This is a genomic window from Mycoplasma anseris ATCC 49234, assembly GCF_000702805.1.
In the GTDB taxonomy this organism is placed as follows: domain Bacteria; phylum Bacillota_I; class Bacilli_A; order Mycoplasmatales; family Metamycoplasmataceae; genus Metamycoplasma; species Metamycoplasma anseris.
Window position 1 is genome coordinate 15,953 of the sequence record NZ_JNJX01000005.1, and the last position, 22,488, is coordinate 38,440.

18 protein-coding genes and 1 riboswitch are annotated in these 22,488 nt (G+C 25.9%); of the genes, 11 read left to right on the forward strand and 7 right to left on the reverse strand.

What is annotated here, in order from left to right; all coding sequences use genetic code 4:
• Nucleotides 1-2: 2 nt before the first annotated feature.
• Complete coding sequence (locus T401_RS06670) at nt 3-1,301, reverse strand: glucose-6-phosphate isomerase (protein ID WP_033178727.1); 1,299 nt, start codon at nt 1,299-1,301, stop codon at nt 3-5.
• Nucleotides 1,291-1,626 (reverse strand): S1 domain-containing protein, encoded by a 336-nt coding sequence (locus T401_RS06675; protein WP_033178728.1) that lies wholly within the window; start codon nt 1,624-1,626, stop codon nt 1,291-1,293. The genes T401_RS06670 and T401_RS06675 overlap by 11 nt, the downstream gene beginning before the upstream one ends.
• A gap of 49 nt (nt 1,627-1,675) precedes the next feature.
• A riboswitch (TPP riboswitch) is annotated at nt 1,676-1,768 on the forward strand.
• Nucleotides 1,769-1,797: 29 nt separating this feature from the next.
• Here T401_RS06675 and cypl point away from each other — a divergent pair.
• The 5 genes from cypl (at nt 1,798) to T401_RS06695 (ending at nt 7,059) form a co-directional block, all read left to right on the forward strand.
• The gene (gene cypl / locus T401_RS0101515; protein ID WP_052169648.1) at nt 1,798-2,916 is read left to right on the forward strand and encodes an ABC transporter thiamine pyrophosphate-binding lipoprotein p37/Cypl; all 1,119 of its coding nucleotides are present in this window, start codon (nt 1,798-1,800) and stop codon (nt 2,914-2,916) included.
• A 6-nt stretch (nt 2,917-2,922) separates the two neighbouring features.
• Nucleotides 2,923-4,620, forward strand: coding sequence for an ABC transporter permease subunit (locus tag T401_RS06680; RefSeq protein WP_052169649.1), 1,698 nt, complete (start codon nt 2,923-2,925; stop codon nt 4,618-4,620).
• Between the two features lie 70 nt (nt 4,621-4,690).
• Nucleotides 4,691-5,545 carry a methionyl-tRNA formyltransferase gene (fmt, locus tag T401_RS06685; RefSeq protein WP_033178729.1) on the forward strand — a complete coding sequence of 285 codons (855 nt, stop codon included), beginning with the start codon at nt 4,691-4,693 and terminating at the stop codon, nt 5,543-5,545.
• Complete coding sequence (locus T401_RS06690) at nt 5,535-6,179, forward strand: uracil-DNA glycosylase (protein ID WP_033178730.1); 645 nt, start codon at nt 5,535-5,537, stop codon at nt 6,177-6,179. Before fmt ends, T401_RS06690 begins: the two co-directional genes overlap by 11 nt.
• A 13-nt stretch (nt 6,180-6,192) precedes the next feature.
• Nucleotides 6,193-7,059, forward strand: a complete 867-nt coding sequence (locus tag T401_RS06695) for a hypothetical protein (RefSeq protein ID WP_033178731.1) — start codon at nt 6,193-6,195, stop codon at nt 7,057-7,059.
• A 42-nt stretch (nt 7,060-7,101) separates the two neighbouring features.
• On the opposite strand, the gene T401_RS06700 is transcribed toward T401_RS06695, so the two are convergent.
• Nucleotides 7,102-8,397: a hypothetical protein gene (locus tag T401_RS06700; RefSeq protein WP_033178732.1), complete on the reverse strand. Its 1,296-nt coding sequence runs from the start codon at nt 8,395-8,397 to the stop codon at nt 7,102-7,104.
• 208 nt (nt 8,398-8,605) lie between these two features.
• On the opposite strand from T401_RS06700, the gene T401_RS06705 reads away from it, so the two are divergent.
• The 3 genes from T401_RS06705 to rplA all read left to right on the forward strand — a co-directional run bounded on the left by T401_RS06705 (nt 8,606) and on the right by rplA (nt 10,566).
• Nucleotides 8,606-9,205, forward strand: coding sequence for an FMN-dependent NADH-azoreductase (locus T401_RS06705; protein WP_033178733.1), 600 nt, complete (start codon nt 8,606-8,608; stop codon nt 9,203-9,205).
• A gap of 225 nt (nt 9,206-9,430) precedes the next feature.
• On the forward strand, nt 9,431-9,874 hold the full coding sequence (gene rplK / locus T401_RS0101550; protein WP_033178734.1) for a 50S ribosomal protein L11: 444 nt from the start codon (nt 9,431-9,433) through the stop codon (nt 9,872-9,874).
• A complete protein-coding gene (gene rplA, locus T401_RS0101555) occupies nt 9,874-10,566 on the forward strand; it encodes a 50S ribosomal protein L1 (RefSeq protein ID WP_033178735.1) in 693 nt (230 codons plus the stop codon). The genes rplK and rplA overlap by 1 nt, the downstream gene beginning before the upstream one ends.
• Nucleotides 10,567-10,627: 61 nt before the next feature.
• On the opposite strand, the gene eno is transcribed toward rplA, so the two are convergent.
• The 4 genes from eno to T401_RS06710 all read right to left on the reverse strand — a co-directional run bounded on the left by eno (nt 10,628) and on the right by T401_RS06710 (nt 17,298).
• Nucleotides 10,628-12,004 carry a phosphopyruvate hydratase gene (gene eno, locus T401_RS0101560; protein WP_033178736.1) on the reverse strand — a complete coding sequence of 459 codons (1,377 nt, stop codon included), beginning with the start codon at nt 12,002-12,004 and terminating at the stop codon, nt 10,628-10,630.
• Nucleotides 12,005-12,612: 608 nt separating this feature from the next.
• Nucleotides 12,613-15,588, reverse strand: coding sequence for a leucine-rich repeat domain-containing protein (locus T401_RS03300; RefSeq protein WP_036430435.1), 2,976 nt, complete (start codon nt 15,586-15,588; stop codon nt 12,613-12,615).
• A 128-nt stretch (nt 15,589-15,716) separates the two neighbouring features.
• Nucleotides 15,717-17,018: a GmrSD restriction endonuclease domain-containing protein gene (locus T401_RS0101570; RefSeq protein WP_033178737.1), complete on the reverse strand. Its 1,302-nt coding sequence runs from the start codon at nt 17,016-17,018 to the stop codon at nt 15,717-15,719.
• 16 nt (nt 17,019-17,034) lie between these two features.
• The gene (locus T401_RS06710) at nt 17,035-17,298 is read right to left on the reverse strand and encodes a hypothetical protein (protein WP_033178738.1); all 264 of its coding nucleotides are present in this window, start codon (nt 17,296-17,298) and stop codon (nt 17,035-17,037) included.
• 409 nt (nt 17,299-17,707) lie between these two features.
• Between T401_RS06710 and T401_RS0101580 the strand changes: the two genes are divergently transcribed.
• The 3 genes from T401_RS0101580 to secA all read left to right on the forward strand — a co-directional run bounded on the left by T401_RS0101580 (nt 17,708) and on the right by secA (nt 22,469).
• Nucleotides 17,708-18,415, forward strand: coding sequence for a hypothetical protein (locus T401_RS0101580; RefSeq protein WP_033178739.1), 708 nt, complete (start codon nt 17,708-17,710; stop codon nt 18,413-18,415).
• A 52-nt stretch (nt 18,416-18,467) separates the two neighbouring features.
• A complete protein-coding gene (gene tig, locus T401_RS0101585) occupies nt 18,468-19,883 on the forward strand; it encodes a trigger factor (protein ID WP_033178740.1) in 1,416 nt (471 codons plus the stop codon).
• A 78-nt stretch (nt 19,884-19,961) separates the two neighbouring features.
• Nucleotides 19,962-22,469, forward strand: a complete 2,508-nt coding sequence (secA, locus tag T401_RS0101590; RefSeq protein WP_033178741.1) for a preprotein translocase subunit SecA — start codon at nt 19,962-19,964, stop codon at nt 22,467-22,469.
• The last annotated feature ends 19 nt before the right edge of the window (nt 22,470-22,488 follow it).

Genomic DNA, 22,488 nt, shown 5'->3' on the forward strand with positions numbered 1-22,488 from the left:
TCCTAAATATCTTTGATATTCTTTTTGAAATTGATATTAAAACTATTTTGTGTATTATTAATAAAAGGATTAACTCCAATTAAATATGCGAACATAATTGAAGAATAATGTAAGAATGATAATATTCAACCAAAAGTTTCCACATTATCATCCATAATCTCAATTTTAATATTCGGTATTTTATAAATGATAACATGATTTTCAATAAAACTTTCTATGACAGTGCGATTAATTTTATTATAAGTAGTGTCAATTAGGTATTTGATATGTTCATCGCTTTGATTTTGATAAGGTGCAATCTTAAAATCATATTTGGGAATTTGGATGTGAATTGTAGTATAAAAAATTTTAAATTCATTTTCAGCAAGTGATTGTCCAAAAGCTTTAATTGAGCTATTTGCATGATTAAGAATTGGCAAAATTCCTTTTTTTTGTTTAACGCAACTTTCAGAAGCATACATTTGAAATAATTCACCCAATTTCATTTCTTGTTTGGAAAAGACATTAATATTTTCAATTTTAAATTCATTCCGATAAAGAATGTATTTAATAACAGCATATCGATAAGCACTATTTTTTTCTAAATCATCAATTGAAAATCACGCTTTGGCTTTAATTGCACCATCAATTACTTCTTTAATATTGATATCAGCACAAGCTAAGGGAAATAATACTGCCGGTGAAAGACCTAAATATCTTTCAGTTAAATTATCTAGTAAAATAAAATGTTTCAAATTATTGTTTGTAACTTCTTCAAATAAGTATCCGAAATTATTATTAGTTGTAATGTAAATATATTTGTTGGCTACCGCTTTTGAAAAAACTTGTTCCAAAAGTGATCTAAATTCTCTGTATAAAATTAAAGTTTCTAAACTCTCACTATTTTGTGAAATGACATTGATAGCAAAGGTTTTATCTTCTAAATAATTAATTAAATTAGTTAAATCTCGCCCATCTAAATATTCATCAACATAAATAATTTCAAGTCCCTTATTTTTATTTAATTTAGGCATAAACAAATCAATAAAAGCTTGTGATTGTAAGCAAATATGTTTACCCCCAATTACAAGTAATACCTGAACGCCTTCATCTTTTAATAATTTAGCTTCTTTTTGAATTTTAATTAAATCTTGTTCAATAGTATTTTTTAAGGGATCACGAAAGCCATAATTTTCATGTCCAGACATTGTTTTTTTGTTAATTCGGTGATTAATATCATTAATAAAAGCTTGAAATTTATTGATTGCTTCATCTTTAATAGCGAATTGATTTGAAATGGTTATTTTACAATTATTTGCCATATCTTAATCCTTTGTTTGTAAAATCTAATAATGCATCAAAATTAGTATCGATATCATCCATTCTAAATTCAAAAGGATTTCTTAATTCCTTTGGATGAATTCTTTTAAACGAAACAATATACTCCCCAGTATTGGTTACGTCTATGACAATTACTTCTTTAATATCTCCAATTTTAAAAAATTGTTTTAAATCACTAATAAAATAATCACTAACTTCTGATATATTTAAAAAGCATTTAACGTTTTCTTTAGTAGTTAAAATAACTGAGTTTTTTCAAACTTTAGTTACTTTCGCTTTGATTATTTTTGAAATATTCAAATCCATAGGAACTCCTTAATTAAAAATTATACAAAATTATCTATATAATTTAATTTATAAAGAACAGGGGTGCTTTTAAAAAAGCTGAGAAATACCCTCATTAACTGATCTGGTTAATACCAGCGTAGTGAGTTTCTCTTTTTTAGTACTCCTTCTAAAATTTTAGGAGGATTTTTTATGAAAAAAATATTATGAGGACTAAGTATCATGCCAATTTGTGGTATTTTGCCACTAACCACTATTAGTTGCAAAGAACCAAAAAATATAAAGGTTATTAATTTCGCCATCAACAAACCTTGATATGGTGAAAATAATGATTTCTTTTTTCAAACCATTGCTAATGAATATAACAAAATCAAGGATCAAGATTTAACAAAAATTGAAATTAAACCTGATTTTGTAGAAGCTAATGCTAGCATTTTAGATTCCTTAAAAAAAGGTTCAAGTGATGTAGCAATTTTGACTAGTGCTTTATATGAGAATTCTTCAGTTTCTGATAAATCTAAATATAAACCATTTATCCAAACTACAACAACTAGTTTTGTGTTTGATCAAGAATATTCAACTTATGTCAATGGGTCAAATGAAGATCCGTTAATAAAAATTGCTAAAGAAGCTGAAAAAACATTCAATTTAAAACCTTTTTTAGAATGAAATGATGAAGAATATCAATGAAATGGTTCATTATATAAGAAATTCTATAATGAATCAAATTTAGTTTCTTATTATCGAGGTGCTATTTGAATTTGAGGAACTAAGTCGGAATTAATAGCTATTAAAAATGCTTGAGATAATAAAGATTGAAATGCCTTTAGAAATTTTGGAATTTTATTAAGTGATGAAACAAGTGGTTCAAAATATCAAATTCAAGAAAAATTATTTCAAAAACATTTTAATAAGCCAGATCAATTGTTTCAATCATTTGCCTTTGATAAATTGAAGCATAATGATAAATATAAGATTGGCAAAGCCAAAGATATGGGAAAAGGAGCAAATGTTCATTTTCATATTGTTTTCGATGAATTAGGTAGCTTTGCTTATACTCATAATTACAAATTGAAAAATAATCAAAAAGAAATGAGAGATTATTATCGCCCTTCAGCAGAAAATACTTTTGTTGAAATGTTAACAGTTACCGATCCGATTGAATACAATAAATTTGTTGCCTCAAATAAATTAAGTACAAAAGAAATTGAATTTTTGCAAAAAGCAATTTTAAAGGTTTGAAAAGATGGTAAGGACTCTTATGGACCAACAGTTGGTTTTAATGGCTATAAGATAATAAAAGTAGAATAGGAAAACATGAACAATAACCAAAAAAGCATTTTCTTTGATGTATATCAATATCAACAACAAACAATTAAAGGAAAATTGAAAGCCAGATGAAAATTTTTGCTTTTATTTTTGTTTTTGCTTTTATTTTTTATTTTTTTTATTGGAATTGATTGAAAATTTGCTCCTAGTGGATTTGCTTTATTTAAAGAAAATATAATAAAGTTTTTTCATGTAAGCAACATAAGTAGTTATTATGGTAATACTAATTTATGAGTTTTAAGTTTTCAGTTTCTTTTTTATAGTATCAAAATAATTTTTGTAGCAACTTTTGTTGGTGCTTTATTAGCATTTTTAACAGCCTTATTGACTAATTATCAAATGGTAAAAAAATGAGTAGTAATCCCTTTTAAAATTATTGTTATTAGTTTAAGGCTTTTTCCTGAATTATTATTCATTTATTTCTTTTCCATTTCATTTGATAAAACTTTGGGTTTATTTCTATTGTTTGTTTGATTTACCTGACTATGATTACATGAATATTTTTCACAAATTATTGAAAATGCCAATTTTAAAATTTATTTCCATTTAGCAAAACAAAAAACAAATCGTTTTAAGGCTTTTTTTCAAGAAATTTGGCCTCAAATTAAGCCTAAAATATTAAATTACTTCTTGTATTCCTTTGAATCTAATTTAAGATGATCTTCAATTCTTTCACAGTTAGGATTTTTAGGAATTGGAACTTTATTGCAAGTACCTTTAATTCATAATAATTATTATTCTGAATTATTCATACCATTATTCGTTTTAATTTGTTTTTTTGTCATTTTAGAATTATTACAATTATTTATTAATGAAAATTTCTTTAAATCTAAAAGCTTAAAGACATTTAAACAATATAATGATTATTCACTTATCAAAAAATTAATAGTTGCTTTTCTTTCTTTATTGGTTATTTTATTATTGATTTTTGTTATTAATGATTTGGTAAATCAAAAAGTCTATTTTGCTAATCAAAAGGAATATTGAAATGATTTATTTAATCCCAATTGAAGAATTTTAAATTTGGAAAGTTATAAAGAAAATAACTTCTTTTGAATACTTTTTCAACTTTTTGCTTTAATATCTATAACTTGCTTATTATTATTCTTTGTTTTATATGTAAATCTATTTTTTATTAATAAATACATCTTCAATAAATTTGTATATATAATTTTTAAAATTATCAATTTATTTATAAGAATGATTCCTATTTTGATTTTATTTATTTTGATTAATCCAATATTTAATTCATATGCAACAACTTTTATTTTTGCTTTTGCTATTCATGGTTCTAGTTCTGTTATCAGAAACTTAGAAATGAGTATTAATAATTTAGAAGAATCAAAAATTAAAAGTCTTAAAAAGCAAAACTGGACAAAATGAAAAATTTATAATAAATTTATTCTTCCTTCCATTAAGTTAGAATTAAGCTCATTTATGACCTTTGAAATTGAGAAAATCACAAGAAATTTCATGAGCTATGGTCTTTATAATTCTTCGTTGTTTGGTGGAAATATGATATTAAATAGAGTTAGAGAATTTGACGATATTGCTCCTTATTTATGAATTGGTTTTATTTTGATTGCTATTATTTCTATTTTTGGATATTTAAAAAGATTACAAATCCAAAGAAATTACATTTTTAGGGCTTTTAAGTCCAAGAAAAAAACACCTTTAATTTCTTAAAAAACTTCGATTTATTTTTCTTATATTTAAAAATTGTTTAAAATTTACTTATTGATAAAAAGGAGTGAAAATGAATAAAATTAAATTAGTATTAGCAGGCACAGCTAGTTTTTCAGCAAAGATTTTTGAAAGCTTGTTAAACAATCCGGCTTTTGAAGTTGTTGCTTTGATTAGCCAACCAAACAAAGAAAAAAATCGTCAAAAAGAATTATTAGATACTGAAGTAGCCAAATTAGCAAAACTATATCATGTTAGATTGTTTCAACCAAATAAAATTAAAGAAATTTATGATGAATTAGCTAATTTGGAATTTGATTTTTTCATTACTGCTGCTTTTGGTCAATTTATTCCTAATTCTATTTTAAAATTACCTAAAAATGCTGCCATTAATGTTCATGGTAGTTTATTAGAAAAATATCGTGGAGCAGCACCTATTCAGCATGCTTTATTAAATGACGATAAAGAAACTGGCATTTCTTTGATTTATATGATTGATAAAATGGATGCTGGAAATATTATTAAAACTGCCAAATGTCAAATTGATCCTGAAGACACCGCTTTAGAGGTTTTTGATAAATTAGCAAATTTAACTATTGCAAACTTGGCTAATTGAATTCAAGAAATGAACAAACAAAAGATTGCTGGACTAATGCAAGATGAAAATAAAGTTACATTTGCAAATAAAATTACAAATGAACAATGTGAATTATTTAGTCATGAAAAGGCACGTGATGCTTTAAATAAAATTAGAGCTTTTAATGATCAACCTGGCGCTTTTATATTTATAAATAATAAACGCTTAAAAATTTATAGAGCAACATTAACTAAAATTAAAACGCCTTTATCTCTTCAATTTGCTGATGCTAAATTATATTTAATTGAATATCAATTTGAGGGCAAAAAGAAAGTTAGACATGAAATTTAATTTTCAAGACTTCTTATTAAAAGAACAACAAAAACCATATTATCAATTGCTGATGTTAAAACTTTCTTCAACAGAATATTTGCCTAGTAAAGAAAATTGATTTTTTGCTTTAGAAGATTTTGATTTTGATAATCTAAATGTTGTCATTCTTGGTCAAGATCCATACCATACTAAAGGTGTTGCTCATGGTTTAGCATTTAGTAGTTTAGCAACAAACACACCTCCATCATTAAGAAATATTTTTGATTGTATTAAAAAAGACTATCCAAAAACGGTTTTTGCTTCCAATAATTTAACTAATTGAAAAAACCAAGGTGTTTTATTATTGAATCCAATTTTGACTGTTTCACCTTCAAAACCATTATCACATAAAAATTTAGGTTGAGAAACATTTTCTTTAAATTTATTAAAAACATTAGTAAACCAATATTCAAATATTATTTTTGTAATTTTAGGCAAAAATTCTCTTGATTTTTTAAGTTCAATTGATTTAAAAAATCAAATTACTTTAAAAACATCTCATCCTTCTCCTTTTTCTGCACATTTAGGTTTTAATGATTCCCATATTTTTAAAAAAATTAATCAATATTTAATCAAATTAAATAAAAAACCAATTGACTGGTCAACAAAATAAATTAAGGAGTCCTATGATTATTTCATTTTTTCATTCCCTGAGAAGAAAATTTCAATTAAAATCTTTCAAATTGACTGTTTTCGAAATTGCTTTATATGGCTTATTATTAGGCATTTATTTTGGGTGTTCTTTATTAGAAAGATATGTATTTAAAGGACCCTTTAAAATCACTTTAACTTACGTAGTTTTTATTATCTTTGGTTTAGCCTTAGGACCTTTGAAAGGTGCTTTTTTAGGAATTCTTTGTGATACACTAGACCAAGTTATTTATGGAATTAGCACATGAATGGTTGAATATGCAATTGTTCCTGCAGTAATAGCAATTTTAAGTGGCTTAATGATGATGTTCATTTTTAGCACCAAAAAGCGAACATGACCCATTGGCTTTATTATATTAAGTATTATTACCACTATCATGGTTGTCTTTTTATTAAAGTATAATCAACCATTTGATTGATCTGAATATCGTTTTAAAAGTAAAGAACCAATATCTAAATTAGTAGTTGGTTTAGTAAGTGGTTTTGGTTTAGGAATTGTTTGAATAATGTCATTTTGTTTCTTTTTAGTTAACAAATTTAATAAGAATTTTGAAATTCGTTTTAAAATGCAAAATTTATTCGGGATTCTTATCGGAACATTTTTAATTATTGTAATTGTAAGATGGTTTTGAGGCCCTTTTGCATATATTAATTATCATAATCGGTTCCGAAATGGAACTTGAAGTTATCAAACTTATTTTTTACCATTTATGATTCCAATCATGTTTAAATCATTTTTAGAAGTTCCGGTTTATGCGACAGTTATTTTTGCCTTTAAACCAGTAATTAGTTTAATTGTTGATAAAATTAATTTCTATACCCAAAAAATTTTTGTATATTAAAGTAAATAAAAAGACAAGAAAATTAACCTTGTCTTTTTATTATTAAGCATTAGCTTGTTCTTCGTGGTTTTTTTTGCATTCTTTTTTCTTTTTAATAATTAAAGCAATTAGAAGAATTAGAATTAATAATGTTAATAAAGCAATGATTCATCAAATAATGTCATGTACTTTTGAATTAGATTTAGAATTGTTAATCCCTTCTTCTAATTCTTTTATTTTGTCTTCTAATTTAGTAATTTTGTCTTCTTTATCAGTTAGTTGTTTTAATAATAAAGACATTTGTGCTGAAGATAATAATTTGGAATCAAAACTTGATAACTTATCTGCATTAAAGTTATGACCATCTGCTAATTCAGTATTGGCATATAACAATGGTAATAAAATATCATTTAGTTTTTTGTTTAATTGTTCTAATGATTCTACTTTAACTTTTTCGGTTAAGAAAGCCTCAACAGGGCTTTTTCCTTCTTTTAACTTAGCTTCATAATATGTTATATATTCTCTTAAAGCATTAATTGAATCAGTAATTTCAGTTTTATTTTCTAAAGCGTTAACATTTTCATCATAAGAAATTTTGCTGTCATATTTAGCAGAAACTTCTAATTTGTTTGTTGCTAAAAATTCTTTGAATGGTGCTAATTTAGTATTAACTGTTTCATAAATAGGTTGATATTTTGTATTTTTAAATAATTCAACATTTTTTGAAATTTCTTTAATTAATGTTGTTGGTAATACATAGTCATATAAAACGCTACGGAATAAGTTGGCTTGATTTAATCATTTTGCAATAAGGAAAGTTCCTTCTTGTTCATTTTTAGTTTTTAATTCTTCTTTTAAAGATACTTTATTTTTTAAAACAATTTCAACATCTTGTTGATTTTCTTTATATGGAAGTCTAAATTCATTATTTGCTAATGTCATATATTTTTTGATTCATTCACTTGTGTTTGAAAAGTTTTCAAATTTTTCAATTCTGTCATATACATCATTGTTTTCAACATATTTATCATATAAATATGTTTTTAAATCAAAAGCAAGAATTTTTTTAGCAGCAGCATCAAAAGTAGCAGCTGAAATTGTTCCTCCATTGGCATTAGCTTCATTATATGCATTTATAAATTCTTGATTAGCAAGAACCATTTTTGCCGCAGCAGTTAAATCTGTTGGACTAAAATAATTTCCCATTGACACTTGAATTTTCTTAACTGCAAGTTGTTGTAGTTCAATAATTGTTTTTCTTTCATTAGAACTATTTTCATTTGTAGCAGCAGACATTAAAACTACTGGAGTTAAAGGCAACAAAGCAACACTTGATAATATTAATTTTTTCTTTAACATTTTTATATTCCTTTCATTAAAAATAAGTAAATTATAAAAGAAAAATACATGTTTATTACATTAAAAAAGAAAAAGTGCTTAAATTCTTTTAAAAATTGTGCTTTCATTTATATAAAAAATTCAATTTATAAAGTCCAATCAAAAATATTGAATCATAATATAATAGTAATATACAAGGTTATTAATTACATAAAACTAAGGAGATAATATGAAAAAAATATTAGTTTTATATTCTTCACCCTCATTAAAAACTAAGTCAAGTGCAAATTTTTTTGCAAATAAATTTATTGAAGAATACCAAAGAATTCATCCAGAAAATGAAATTAAATTTTATGATTTAAATGAATTAAAAATGGCTAATATAACACTAAATTCATTGAATATGAATAATTTTTTCAATCAAGAAGATAGTTTAAATTACATTAATGAGTTAAAATCATTTGATAAATTAATTATCATTACATCAATGACTAATTTTAATATTCCAGCTGTTTTAAAAAATTACATTGATCATATTTGTTTAGCTAATGAAACATTTTCTTATAAATATTCTAAAAAAGGTGATGCTATTGGCCTTTTAGATAATTTAACTGTTCAAATTATTGCAACTCAAGGTGCTCCAAAAGGATGATATCCTTGAGGAGATCATGTTGCTTATTTAGAAGGCACTTGTAAATTTTTAGGAATGAAAATTAATCCAAGTATTTTAATAGCTGGTACTAAATTAAAAGCATTTTCAGAAAAAACATTAGAACAACATTATGAAGAATTTAAGCAAGAATTTATTTCAAAAGCGAAGACTTTTTAATATATTAAAACATTTAGTTTAAAATGAGTTTTCATAATGAAATAAATTAAGTTTATTGGTTAAAAATGCAACATAACGTTTTATTACAATAAAATGTTGCTTTTTTATTTGTAAAGCAAGTTTTTTGATATAATAAAAAACGCAATTATTTAATTGCCTCTAGCAAGTGGGAGAATTCAAACAAGAAATTCATTTGCACCACAAAGATCGAAAGGAACTTATTTTATGGCAAAAGAAATTGTTAAAAAGGCAAAATTACAATTCCTTGCTGGTCAAGCAAAACCAGGTCCAGCTCTAGCTGGTGTAGGGATCAATATGCCTGAATTTACAAAAGCATTTAATGATAAAACAAGAGAAAGAGGTTCTGAACCTGTTCCTGTTTTAATTACAGTATACAAAGACAAATCATTTGATTTCCAATTATTTACTTCGCCTACTTCATATAAATTAGTACAAGCTGCTAAAGTTAAAAAAGGTAGTGGAGTGCCAAACAAAGAAAAAGTTGGTTCAATTACTATTGATCAATTAAAAGAAATTGCAGAATACAAATTACCAGATTTAAATACCAAAAATATTCGTTCAGCTATGAAACAAATTGCTGGAACAGCTAAAAATATGGGAATTACTGTTGAAGGGTATGAAGAATTTTTAAAGGAAGGAACTAACTAATGGCTAGAAAACTTTCAAAAAATTTAAAAAATGCTAAATCACAATTTGACAAAAACCAAGTATTACCATTATTAGAAGCAATCGAATTAGCAAAAAAAGTTTCATATGCTAAATTTGACGAATCTTTAGATATTGCAATTAAATTAAACTTGGATACAAGAAAATCTGATCAACAATTACGTGGAGCTATTGTATTACCTCACGGAACTGGGAAAACTGTTAAAGTTTTAGTTGCCACTGATGATGTCAATGCTCAAAAAGCTTCAATTGAAGCTGGTGCTGACTTTGTTTATACTGCTGCTGAATTACCAGAAATTTTAAATCAAGACAAATATGACTTTGATGTTATTGTTGCTGATCCAAAAATGATGTTAGTTTTAGGAAAATATGGTAAAAAATTAGGACCTAAAGGTTTAATGCCAAACCCTAAAACTGGAACTGTAACCACAAACCCTGCTAAAGCAGTTGAAGAACTTAAAAAAGGTAAAGCAAATTACCGTGCTGATAAAGGTGGAATTATCCATGCTTCTGTTGGTAAAAAATCAATGGATGCAAACTTATTAGCAGATAATGCCGGTGTTTTAATTAGCACAATTAAAAAATTAAAACCATCAACCGTTAAAGGTTCATATGTTTTAAACATTACCGTTTCAACTTCAATGGGGCCAAGTGTTAAAGTTAAAATTGATTAATAATTAAGATAATAAAAAAGACCTTTGGATTTAAAAAGGTCTTTTTCTTTGTTTATTTTTATTATTTTTTGTTGATATTATGTAATGAATTAAGTCCTTCAAATTTCGCTTTTTCACCTAGTTCTTGTTCAATTTTTAATAATCTGTTGTATTTAGCAATTCTATCAGTTCTTGATAATGAACCAGTTTTAATTTCGCCTGTATTAAAAGCAACTGCTAAATCAGCAATAAAGGTGTCTTCTGTTTCACCTGAACGGTGTGAAATAACTGGAACATAGTTGGCTTCTTGAGACATAGTAATAGCTTTAATTGTTTCAGTAATAGTTCCGATTTGATTGATTTTAATTAATGAGGCATTTATGGCATGTTTTTGGATTGCTAATTCAATGTATTTAGGGTTAGTTACAATCAAGTCATCACCAACTAATTGAACTTTACTTCCATATTTTCTTTCCATTTTTATAAAACCATATCAATCATCTTCATTATGTGAATCTTCAATTGAAATGATTGGATAATCTTTAATCAAGTGCCCATAATATTCAATTAATTCATCTGAAGTAAATTCGTATTTCATATTACTTAATTTTTCAAAACCAGGTCTTTTTGCTTCAATAGCATTTTTAAATTTCTTAAAGACATATTTTTTAGTTTCAGGATTGTATAGTTCTGAAGCCGCAGCATCTAAACAAATAGCAATGGCTTTTTTTCCGCTTGTAGCAGGCACAAACCCAGCTTCTTTAATTGCTTCAACTAAAAATTCTAAAGCCTCTTCATGGGTTTTTAAATTTGGAGCAAATCCACCTTCATCTCCAACTTGAGTTCCATGGCCAGCTTTTTTTAATAATTTAGCTAGAGTATGGAAAACAAAGTTTGCCATTTGCAAAGCTTGTTTAAATGTTTTAGCTCCAATTGGCATAATCATGAATTCTTGGAAATCAATAGTATTTGAAGCATGAGCACCACCATTAATTACATTTAACATTGGAACAGGTAATTTGTAAGCGGTTCTTTTTTCTAATGAAGCTAAATATTGATATAAAGGTATATTTTTTTCAATTGCACTAACTTTTGCTAAAGCCATTGAAACAGCTAAAATTGCATTGGCTCCTAAATTTGATTTAGTTCTTGTTTTGTCTAAATCAATCATTAGTTGGTCAAGTTCAGCTTGTTTTTTAGAATTTTTTCCAATAAGAGCTGGAGCAATGATGTTGTTAATGTTATCAACTGCAGTTTGAACACCCTTACCACCATATCAATTGTTTTCATACTTAGTTCCTTTATCTCTTAGTTCAAGCGCTTCTTTAGAACCAGTTGAAGCTCCAGAAGGAACTAAAGCTTCTGCATACGCTTTTTTAGTAGTTAATTCAACTTTAACAGTTGGGTTTCCACGGCTATCAAGAACTTCATAAGCATTAATTTTAATTATTTTTGACATTGTATCTCCTTTAATAAATAATACATATTAAATTATAAATTAAATTTTTAATCTACATAAATAGATGTATTGTTGCAATTCATTTTATTATATAAATTTATTTAAATATATGAAAATTTAATCTTCATGTTTTCATATTTATATTTTATGAGATATTTTATATAATTAAATGAAAATATATTTGCTAATTTTTAAAGAAATGGCAATATGATATTTAATGATTGAAACTATATTTATATAAATGGATACAAATTAAAAAATAAAATTGTTAATTAAAGATGCTCTCATGTGCCAATGAAAGCTATTATTTTTCATTAATTAATATTAATATAATGATATTTAAATACATAATAGTAAACCTTTAGGTTTTATAGATGTAAAAATTGTTCTTTCCATAAAATAGTAATAAAAAATAAAACATTTATTCCAAATGTAACTGATTTAGAAGATGAATCATTCTTAAGAATACAAGAAGAAATAGTTAAAATATATAAAAAAATATTGTCAAGAAATTTATAATTTTAGATTTATTGTAAGAAGTCTAAAAAAAGAAAGAAAGAACCCTTCCTTTTTTATTACACTTTGTATTTAAATTTATGTGTAAAAAGCTATTCAATATATGTAATTCCATTTATAACAATAGGTTTTTCTCCGAATTCTTTTTTCAAGTTTGTTATAAATGGTGTTTCATAAAAAGCAGACTTTCCAATTGAAGTAATACTATCTGGAATGTTGATTGATGTTAATGATGAACAATGAGAAAATGTGCGTTCATAAATTTTTGTAACATTATTTGGAATAGTAATTGATATTAAGTTTGAACAACCTCAAAAAGCTTCTTCTCCAATTCACGACACATTATCTGGTATATTTATAAAATTCAACTTTGAACAGTTTTTGAATGCTAGAGCATAAATTGATGTTATGCTCTTAGGAAGCGATACTGATGTCAAGTTTGAACAACCATTGAACATTCCGGTCTTGATTTCTTTAATACCATTTGGAATAGCTACTGATGTTAAGCTTGTGCAACCTTTAAACACTTCTCAACCAATTGATTCAACACTATCGGGAATAGTAATTGATTTTAACCCAGCGCAACCTGTAAATGCGTTATCTGCAATACGAGTTATATCTTCGAGTTTAATTGTAAAATTTGAACAATTATTAAATATTGAGTCCCAATATTTTATATAACTATTACTGATATAAAATGTTAGATCTGAACATCCACTGAATACATTAACATCAATTTCTGTAACACTATTTGGGATTGTTACTGTCGTTAATCCTGAACATCCCGAAAAAGCTCCGCGGCCAATTGATTTAACACTATTTGGAATATTAACTTCTCTTAATTTAGAACAACCTAAAAATGAACCCCAGCCAATCGTTGATACACCATATGGTATTTTAATTGATGTTAACTCTGAACATTCTCTAAATGCAAAATCACTAATTGTTTCTACATTGTATGGTATATCAATTGATTGCAAACTATTGCACCCATAGAATGTATATGGACGAATTATTTTAATACTTTTCGGAATGGTAACTGATACTAATTTTGAACAATTCTTGAATGCTTCTCCACCAATTGTAGTGACATTTTCTGGGATTACAATAGATGTCAATTTTGAACAATCATTAAATGCATTATCACCAATTAATTTAACATTCTCAGGAATTATAATAGATTCTAAGTTTGAACAACCATTAAACAATCCACTATCCACAGATTCAATATTTTTCGAAATTGTTGCAGACACCAAGTCCGAACATCCATAAAATGCTTCTTTTCCAATTGAAGTAACACTATTTGGAATATTTATGGATAATAATTTTGAATATCCTTTAAACGCATTTTTTCCAATTGAAGTAACACTATTTGGAATGGTAACTGATGTTAATCCTTTACATCCAATGAATGCATTATCTTCAATATAAATAGAGCCATCAAGAATATTTATATTAAAATCTAAACATTTATCCATGTTTAAACTTCAACCCCCTATATTTTTATTTGAAATATTAATTGTTAGTCCTAAACAGCCCTCAAACAAAGAATTACCAATTGAAGTAACGTTCTCTGGGATATTAATTGATGTTAAACTTGAACATTTTCCAAATGCACTATGCCCAATTGATATTAGATTTTTAGGAATTTTAATTGTTGGTAACTTCAAACATCTAAAAAATGCATAATCACCTATGTCAATAAGACTTTCTGGGAGGATAACAGAAGTTAATTCTTCACACCCGTAAAATGCTCCGCTTCCAATTGATTTAACACTTTCTCCAATTTTAATCGATGACAATCCAGAACATCCATTAAACGCATTTTTTCCAATTGAAGTAACGCTATCTGGAATATTTATGGATAATAATTTCGAACATTCTCCAAATGCACTATTACCAATTGAGGTAACACTATCGGGAATAGTGATTGATGTTAATTCAGTACATCCACTAAATGCTTTTTCATTAATAGAAGTAACACCATCAAGAATATTAATTGTAAAATTTTCGCTACCTTCAAATATGGGTTTTCAATTTGAAATATTTTCGTTTGAAATATTTATTTTCATTCCCGTATTTCCTGTAAATATTTTTTCACCAATTGCTAAAACACTACTTGGAATATTAATAGATGTTAGATTTATACATTTTCCAAAGGCGAAATCATTTATTACTGTTACACCATTCGGAATATTAATAGATGTTAAATTTGTACATCCATAAAATAATCCTTTATTAATTGAAGTAATCCTATTTGGAATATTAATAGATGTTAAATTTGAACATTTATAAAAAGCCCCTTCTTCAATAGATGTCACGCTATCTGGAATATCGACTGTCATTAAATTGATACAATCTTTAAAAGCCCCTTGACCGATTATTTTAACACCATTTTGAATTGTTATTGCTTTTAAATTTGTACATCCTTCAAACATTCAATTAGGAATTCCTTTTACGCTATTCGGAATTGTTATTGTTTTTAATCCCCTGCAACCATAAAATATTCCATTTCCCAATGATTTAACACCATTCGGAATATTGATTGATTTCAAACCTGAACATCCATAAAATGCACCTGCCCCTATGTCCGAAACAGTATTCGGGATTGTTAATGATGTTAAATTTAAACAATCTTTAAAAGCATCATCTCAAATAGATAGAACACCCTCTGAAATATCAACTGCTCTTAAATTTGTACATCCTTCAAACATTCCCTCTTTAATGATTTGAACACTTGCAGGGATATTAACGGACATTAATCTTGTACAACCTTTAAATGCCCCTCTTCCAATTGATGTAACGCTATTCGGAATTGTTATTGAAGTTAATTTTGTACAATTTTGAAAAGCATAAGAATTAATAGAATTTATGTTTTCTTTAATTTTTAAATCTCCTTCAAAATTCTTATCAACTCAAATTAATTCATTAGTGAGTTCATTTATTTTATATGGTTTGTTTTCTTCAATAGGTTCACCACATTTAGAACTGATTAATGGCAAAGTAAAAATTAAACTAGTTGCGCAAAAAGGCAATGTATATAATAGAATTTTTTTATTTTTTTTCATAATTTTCTCCAATTATTTCTTAAGAATTATTGATAAATAAATATAAATTGATTGTCAATTTATAAAGCATGAATTTTTTATATTTATTTCTATTTTTGAAACAAATTTTTTTAGTTAGAATCTGTCAATTACTTATCACTTTTAGTTCTATTACATATTTTATGCGTCAATTGAGCATTGTCTTCTGTTGTTAACCCGCCTTTGGAAAATGGATTGATGTGATCGATTTCACATAAATTGATGTCATTTATTTGTTGATTGCATATTGGACATACATAATTTTGTTTTTTAGCTAATGATTCTTTAATATCTGAATTAAAAAATCTTTCATTAGATTTAATATCTTCTTTACTAATTGGGTTATTATCTAAAATGTCTTTTATAGTTTTATAGATGATTTCTATTCTATAAAGTAGATGTTCTTTTTTACCAGTTGATCAATGGCATGAATTTTTATATTTTTCATCATATATTTGGATATTTTTAATTGCATTTTTAATTTTTTCTGCATTCATTTGAATGTGTAATTGTTTATAATCATTTAAAATTCATGCAAATGCAACTGTAATTGAATCAAATATACTACCTGAAAATTGGTTTACAATATTTAATTTATCATTTTTTAATTCTTTAGGTTTAAATGCATCTTTTCCTAATATATCAATAATTACATCAATACAATTGATGAATTTTTTCTCATATTGTTTTTCAAGTGCTTCTTTTTCTTCAAACACTTTCTTTGTTTTAGACATATATTCATTTAAATATTTTTTTAAATTTGATTTATATTCTTTAAGATTTTCTTCAGAAAGAGTAAAGAATTTTAATATTTGTTCCTCAAAAGCCATACGATTATTTTTTGAAACAAATAATTCAGAATAGCTTTCTTTATTTTCGATGATTTCTGCTAATTTATGTAGTAGATTATTGAATTTACCACGATAAACACAATTTCTAATTTCTTGTTCTTTTAAAGCAACAGCCCCTCTATTTAATCTTTCAAAAATATCAAATTGCTTATCTGAATCTTCTTTTGATATTGTAATACAATACATTGTTCTAGTTGATATTGTATCTTGGTAATGAGGTTCCAAATCTTTAAAATATTTACCATTTAAATCTTTAAATACTTCTAAATCCTTTAATTTAAAACGATTATTTAAAAATTCATGACATGTTCATAATCTTTGTTGCCCATCTACAACAAATTTAGTTATATCATCCTCTTGCACAAAATATATAGTTGGTAATGGTATGTTCATTAATAATGATTCAATTAATTTTGATTTTTTCTCTATGTTATATACCAAACCTCTTTGATACTCTGGTTTAAGAATTCTATTTTTAGTTATATCTGATGATAAAGTTTCAATTCTAGTGTTTTCTGATTTACAGTTAATATCTCTTCTTTCAATTTCTTGTTGTGACATATTTATCCCTTTCCTGTTATTCGAAATAGATCTCAAAATCATTAAATCAACCACTATCAGTTTGCTCTAGTTTTACATCTTCACCGCTAGTTACAATTTTTGCCTTAATTGTAGGGAATGTTGAAAATCATGAACTTGGTTTTTCATATAGTGTTTTAAATTTATAATCTGCTCCTCATGAAGAAATTTTTACTTTAATATCTTCTCCTGAAGAAACCCTTTTAAAGATTATTTTTTTACCTTTATATTTTTCTAAGTCTTTTTTTGTCATTTTTGACATAATTCCTCCTTATTTTTTAAGAATTATATATATATATATATATATGAATGATTTCATATAATTTTGTTTATAAATACACAAAAAAATAACCAATAGGTCATTTTAAATTCCATTTTTATAAATATATGATTATTTTTTTTGCATCAAACCATTATTAGACGAAAAAATATTTCTTCAAAACTTTAATATTAAAATAATAAAGAAATTAAATATTAACTTCCAATCTTATTAAGAAGCTAGTCAAATTACCTTCATAACTTGTTATTATAATAATTAAGGGATACAATGAATTTAAATTAAAAAATACGACTTTGATGTATAAAACCATTTTTTAATTTTTGTTAATGAAGCTTTTGTTTTATTTTAATTTAATTACTAATTTAAATAGAAATAAGGTAAGATTTTTTATATGAATAATCAAGATATAAACCAATTTGAAGAATTTTTAAAGGAAATTGAAAACATTAGAGAGCAAGACCCTTTAAAAGCAATATATTTAATTGATCAAAAATTAAAGACTTTTTTAAGCAAAGAATTTCATTCAACATTAGAAGCTTTAAGAGATGATATATTGTTTCAAATCAAGAAAAACGAATTAAAAACAAAAACTAATTTAAATACATTAGAGTTGATTAACTCATTAAAAAACAAAAAAATGGACTATATTTTCATGCTTAATTATAATCAATTAAGAGATCGAAAAGATGTTAAGGAATATGCTTCTGAATTTCAGCTATTCTTTAATGGTCAAGGATTTGATAATGATGGTTTTCAAACCTTAATTTATGATTTGTTAGCTGATAAAATGATTGATTATGATTATCAAGTAGCCAATGAAATTATTAATCCAAATAAATTAGGTTCATTTTTAAAAAATCCAGAAATTAAGAAAATTCAAAATGAATTGTTTAATTCTTTTAGCAAAGACGTTGCTAAATATAAGATTGCTTCACAAGTTTTTTCAGCTTACTTATTTGAAAATTGGGTTTCAATTTTACTAAATAAGTCAGTTAATGAATATCAAACAATTTCCAATGTAGTTGAAGTTTTAATGGGAAATAAAAATCAAACTGAGCTAAATGAAGCTGAGCATAATTTGTATAAATTATTTATTTAATATTTTAGAATAATCTATATAATTAATTAAAGTTATTTATTAAGGAGATACAATGTCAAAAACAGTTGATAAGAAAAATTCATTATTAAAAATCTCATACACCATTGAAGGTGAAGAATGAGCAAATGCTATTGAAAAATCAAAAGTTGAATTAAGAAAAAATGTAACCGTTAAAGGTTTTAGAAAAGGAAAAGCTCCTGCTAGAGAAGCTGACAAACATTTAAATTTTGTTAGAGTTATTGAAAAAGCTGTTGATTTATCATTAGATGAAATTTATAAAAATAAAATTCTTCCACAAGTTGAAAAAGAAAATATTATTGGAAGACCAGAATTAAATGTTACTGATTTAAGTCCTGAAAAAGCTACTATTGAAGTTTCATTTGGTTTATACCCAGAAATTAAATTAGGTGATTATAAAAATTTAGGTGTTAAATTAGGCAAAGTCGCTTTAACTAAAAAAGAAATTGCTGAAACTCAAAATCAAATTGTTTCAAGCTATGTTGTAATGCTAGACAGTCAAGAACCAATTGCTAAAAATGATGATGTAAACTTTGACTTCCAAGGTTTTATTGATGGTAAACCATTTGATGGCGGGGATGCTCAAGGTTATGACTTAAAAATTGGTTCAAACCAATTTATTCCAGGTTTTGAAGATGCTATGATTGGTTTAAAAGCCGGTGAAGAAAAAGATTTAGAATTAGCATTTCCTAAAGATTACCATGCTAAAGATTTAGCTGGTAAACCAGTAGTATTCCATGTAAAAATTAATTTTGTTAAAACTCCAAGTTATCCAACAATTGATGAACAATTTATTAAAGAAATTAATTTACCTTTAGTTTCAAGTGTTGAAGAATTTGAAGAATTTGTTAAACTAGAAGCCAAAAGACAAAAAACTATTGAATTACAAAACAATTTCATGGAAAAAGCAAATGCAAAATTATTAAAAGATTCAAAATTAACTCTTCCTCATTCATTAATAAGAGAAGAAGCTTTAAAATACTACCAAAACTTATTAAACAATTTAAAACAACAACAAATCACTGAAGCAGAATATTTAGAATTTACTAAAAATACCAAAGAAAACATCTTAGCAGAATATGACAAATTAGCAGAACCTAAATTAAAAGAAGTCTTTATTTTAGGAGAAATCGCTAAAGTTGAAAAATTTGAAGTAACTGATGAAGATTATGAAAAAGAAATTACTAAATTAGCAGATTTATATGGTGTTGAAGCTTCAACCGTTAAAGGCTTTTTAAGATTCGAAAATGTTCAAATGAACTTAACTAACAAATTTATCATTGATTTATTGATCAAATCAAATGATAAAGAAGGTTATGCTGAATTCAAAAAAGTAATGGATGAAATTGAAGCATTTGATAACAAAAAAACCGAAATCATTGTTGCTCAAACCAAACAAGCAAGAGCTGAAAAAGAAAAAGCAAAAGAAACCAAAAACAAAGATAAATAACTTTTCTAAAAGAATCTCTTATGAGGTTCTTTTCTTTTAATTTGTTTTTATATTAAAAAATAATATAAAATTGTTATTATGAATATAAAGAAATTATTTGAATTTAAATCAACTGAAATGAGAATCGCTGAAGCAACTTTAGCAAAAATTAATGCTTTGGAAGACGAAATTAAAGTACTAACTGATGAAGAATTAAAAGCTAAAACAGCTGAATTTAGACAAAGATTAAATCTGGGCGAATCAAGAGAAGACATTCGTCCTGAAGTTTTTGCTGTTTCAAGAGAAGCAACAAAAAGAGTTTTAGGGAAAAGACCTTTTGATGTCCAAATGATTGGAGGAATTATTTTGGATCTAGGTTCAGTTGCTGAAATGAAAACTGGTGAAGGTAAAACCATTACTTCAATTGCCCCAGTATATTTAAATTCTTTAACTGGATCAAGTGTAATAGTTTCAACAGTTAATGAATATTTAGCAGAAAGAGATGCTGAAGAAATGGGTCAAGTTTTCAAATGACTTGGTTTGACTGTCGGAATTAATAAGGCACAAATGTCAACCAATTTAAAAAGAGAAGCTTATGCTTGTGATGTTACTTATAGTGTTCATTCAGAATTAGGGTTTGATTATCTTCGTGATAATATGGTTATGTCCAAAGAAGAAAAAGTCCAAAGAGGGCTTGATTTCATCTTGCTTGATGAGGTTGATTCAATCTTAATTGATGAAGCTAAAACCCCATTAATTATTTCAGGTGGTGATGAAGGAGATAGTCCACTTTATAATATTGCCGATTTATTTGTAAGAACTTTAAATAAAGATGATTATTTTATTGATGAAGAAACTAAGTCAGTTTATTTAACTGAAAGTGGGATTGAAAAAGCAAATAAATACTTTAATTTTTCAAATTTATATGATATTCAAAATAGTGAGTTAGTTCACCGGATTCAAAACGCTTTAAGAGCTCATAAAGTAATGAAATTAGATGTGGAATATATTGTAAGAAATGACAAAATCGAATTAGTCGATTCTTTTACTGGAAGAATTATGGAAGGAAGAGCTTATTCAGAAGGCCTTCAACAAGCAATTCAAGCCAAAGAAAGAGTTGATATTGAACCTGAAACTAAAACTTTAGCAACTATTACTTATCAAAACTTCTTTAGATTATTTAAAAAGATTAGCGGAATGACCGGAACTGCCAAAACTGAAGAAAAAGAATTTATTGATATTTACAACATGAGAGTTAATGTGGTTCCAACTAATAAACCAACCGTTAGAATTGATGATAAAGATGAAATTTATGTAACAATGCATGCTAAATGAAAAGCTGTTGTTAAAGAAGTTAAAAAAATTTATGAAAAAGGACAACCGGTTCTAATTGGAACAGCTCAAGTTGAAGATAGTGAGGTGCTACATCAATATTTATTAGAAGAAAGAATTCCACATACTGTTTTAAATGCCAAACAAGATTCATCAGAGGCTGATATTATTTCTCAAGCTGGTCAAGTAAAAGCTGTTACAATTGCAACTAACATGGCTGGTAGAGGAACAGATATTAAACCTTCAAAAGAAGCTTTAGCATTAGGTGGATTATATGTTTTAGGAACTGAAAAAGCTGAATCAAGAAGAATTGATAACCAATTAAAAGGTAGATCTGGACGTCAAGGTGATGTAGGATATTCTAAATTCTTTTTATCATTGGATGATCAATTAATTTTAAGATTTTCTATTCAAGATCGTTGAAAAGAAATGTTCAAAGCATATGGAGATGATCCAATTGAAGGAGAAGCAATTAGAAAAGCCTTTTTAAGAGCACAAAAGAAAATTGAAGGATTTAATTATGATAATCGTAAAAGCGTTTTAAATTATGATGATGTTATTCGTCAACAACGTGATTTAATTTACGAACAACGTGATTTAATCTTAGAAAGAGATGATTTAGGTTCAATCATTAAAAAAATGATTCAAGTTTGTGTCGAACAAACTGTCAATAACCCATATTTTATAAATAAAAACAATACCTTAGATTTGGAAAATTTTGTGTTATATTTGAATAAAAATTGAATGAGTTTATCAGAACATAAATTTAGTGTCGAAGAATTAAAAAAATTCGACCGAGATGATTTAATTGATTATTTAATTAAAGTATTTAACAAAGAATATGATAAATTAAGAAGCAATATCATTGAAAAATACAGTATTAGTGCTTTAACAAGGAGCGAAAGAAATATTATTTTAAATGTTTTTGATAATGCCTGACAAGACCACATTAATACTATGGATAAACTAAGAAGAAGCTCTAATTTAGTTCAATATTCACAAAAAAATCCATACCAAATTTATACTAAATTAGGTTCAAAAAAATTTAAGGAATTAACAAATCGAATTGCTTTAGAAGCAATTGTAAATTTAATGAATAATTATGAAGCTCAAAAGGTGAATAATATTTTTAGCGATAATGTCTTTGGCAATTTAAATAAAGACCAAATTACTGATCAGGAATTAATAAACCGAATCAAAGAAATTATTGCTGAATATCAACCAAATGAAAAAGAAGCAGCAGAAACAAATAAGGATATAGAAGAAAATAAATAATAAGAGCAATAAAAATTGT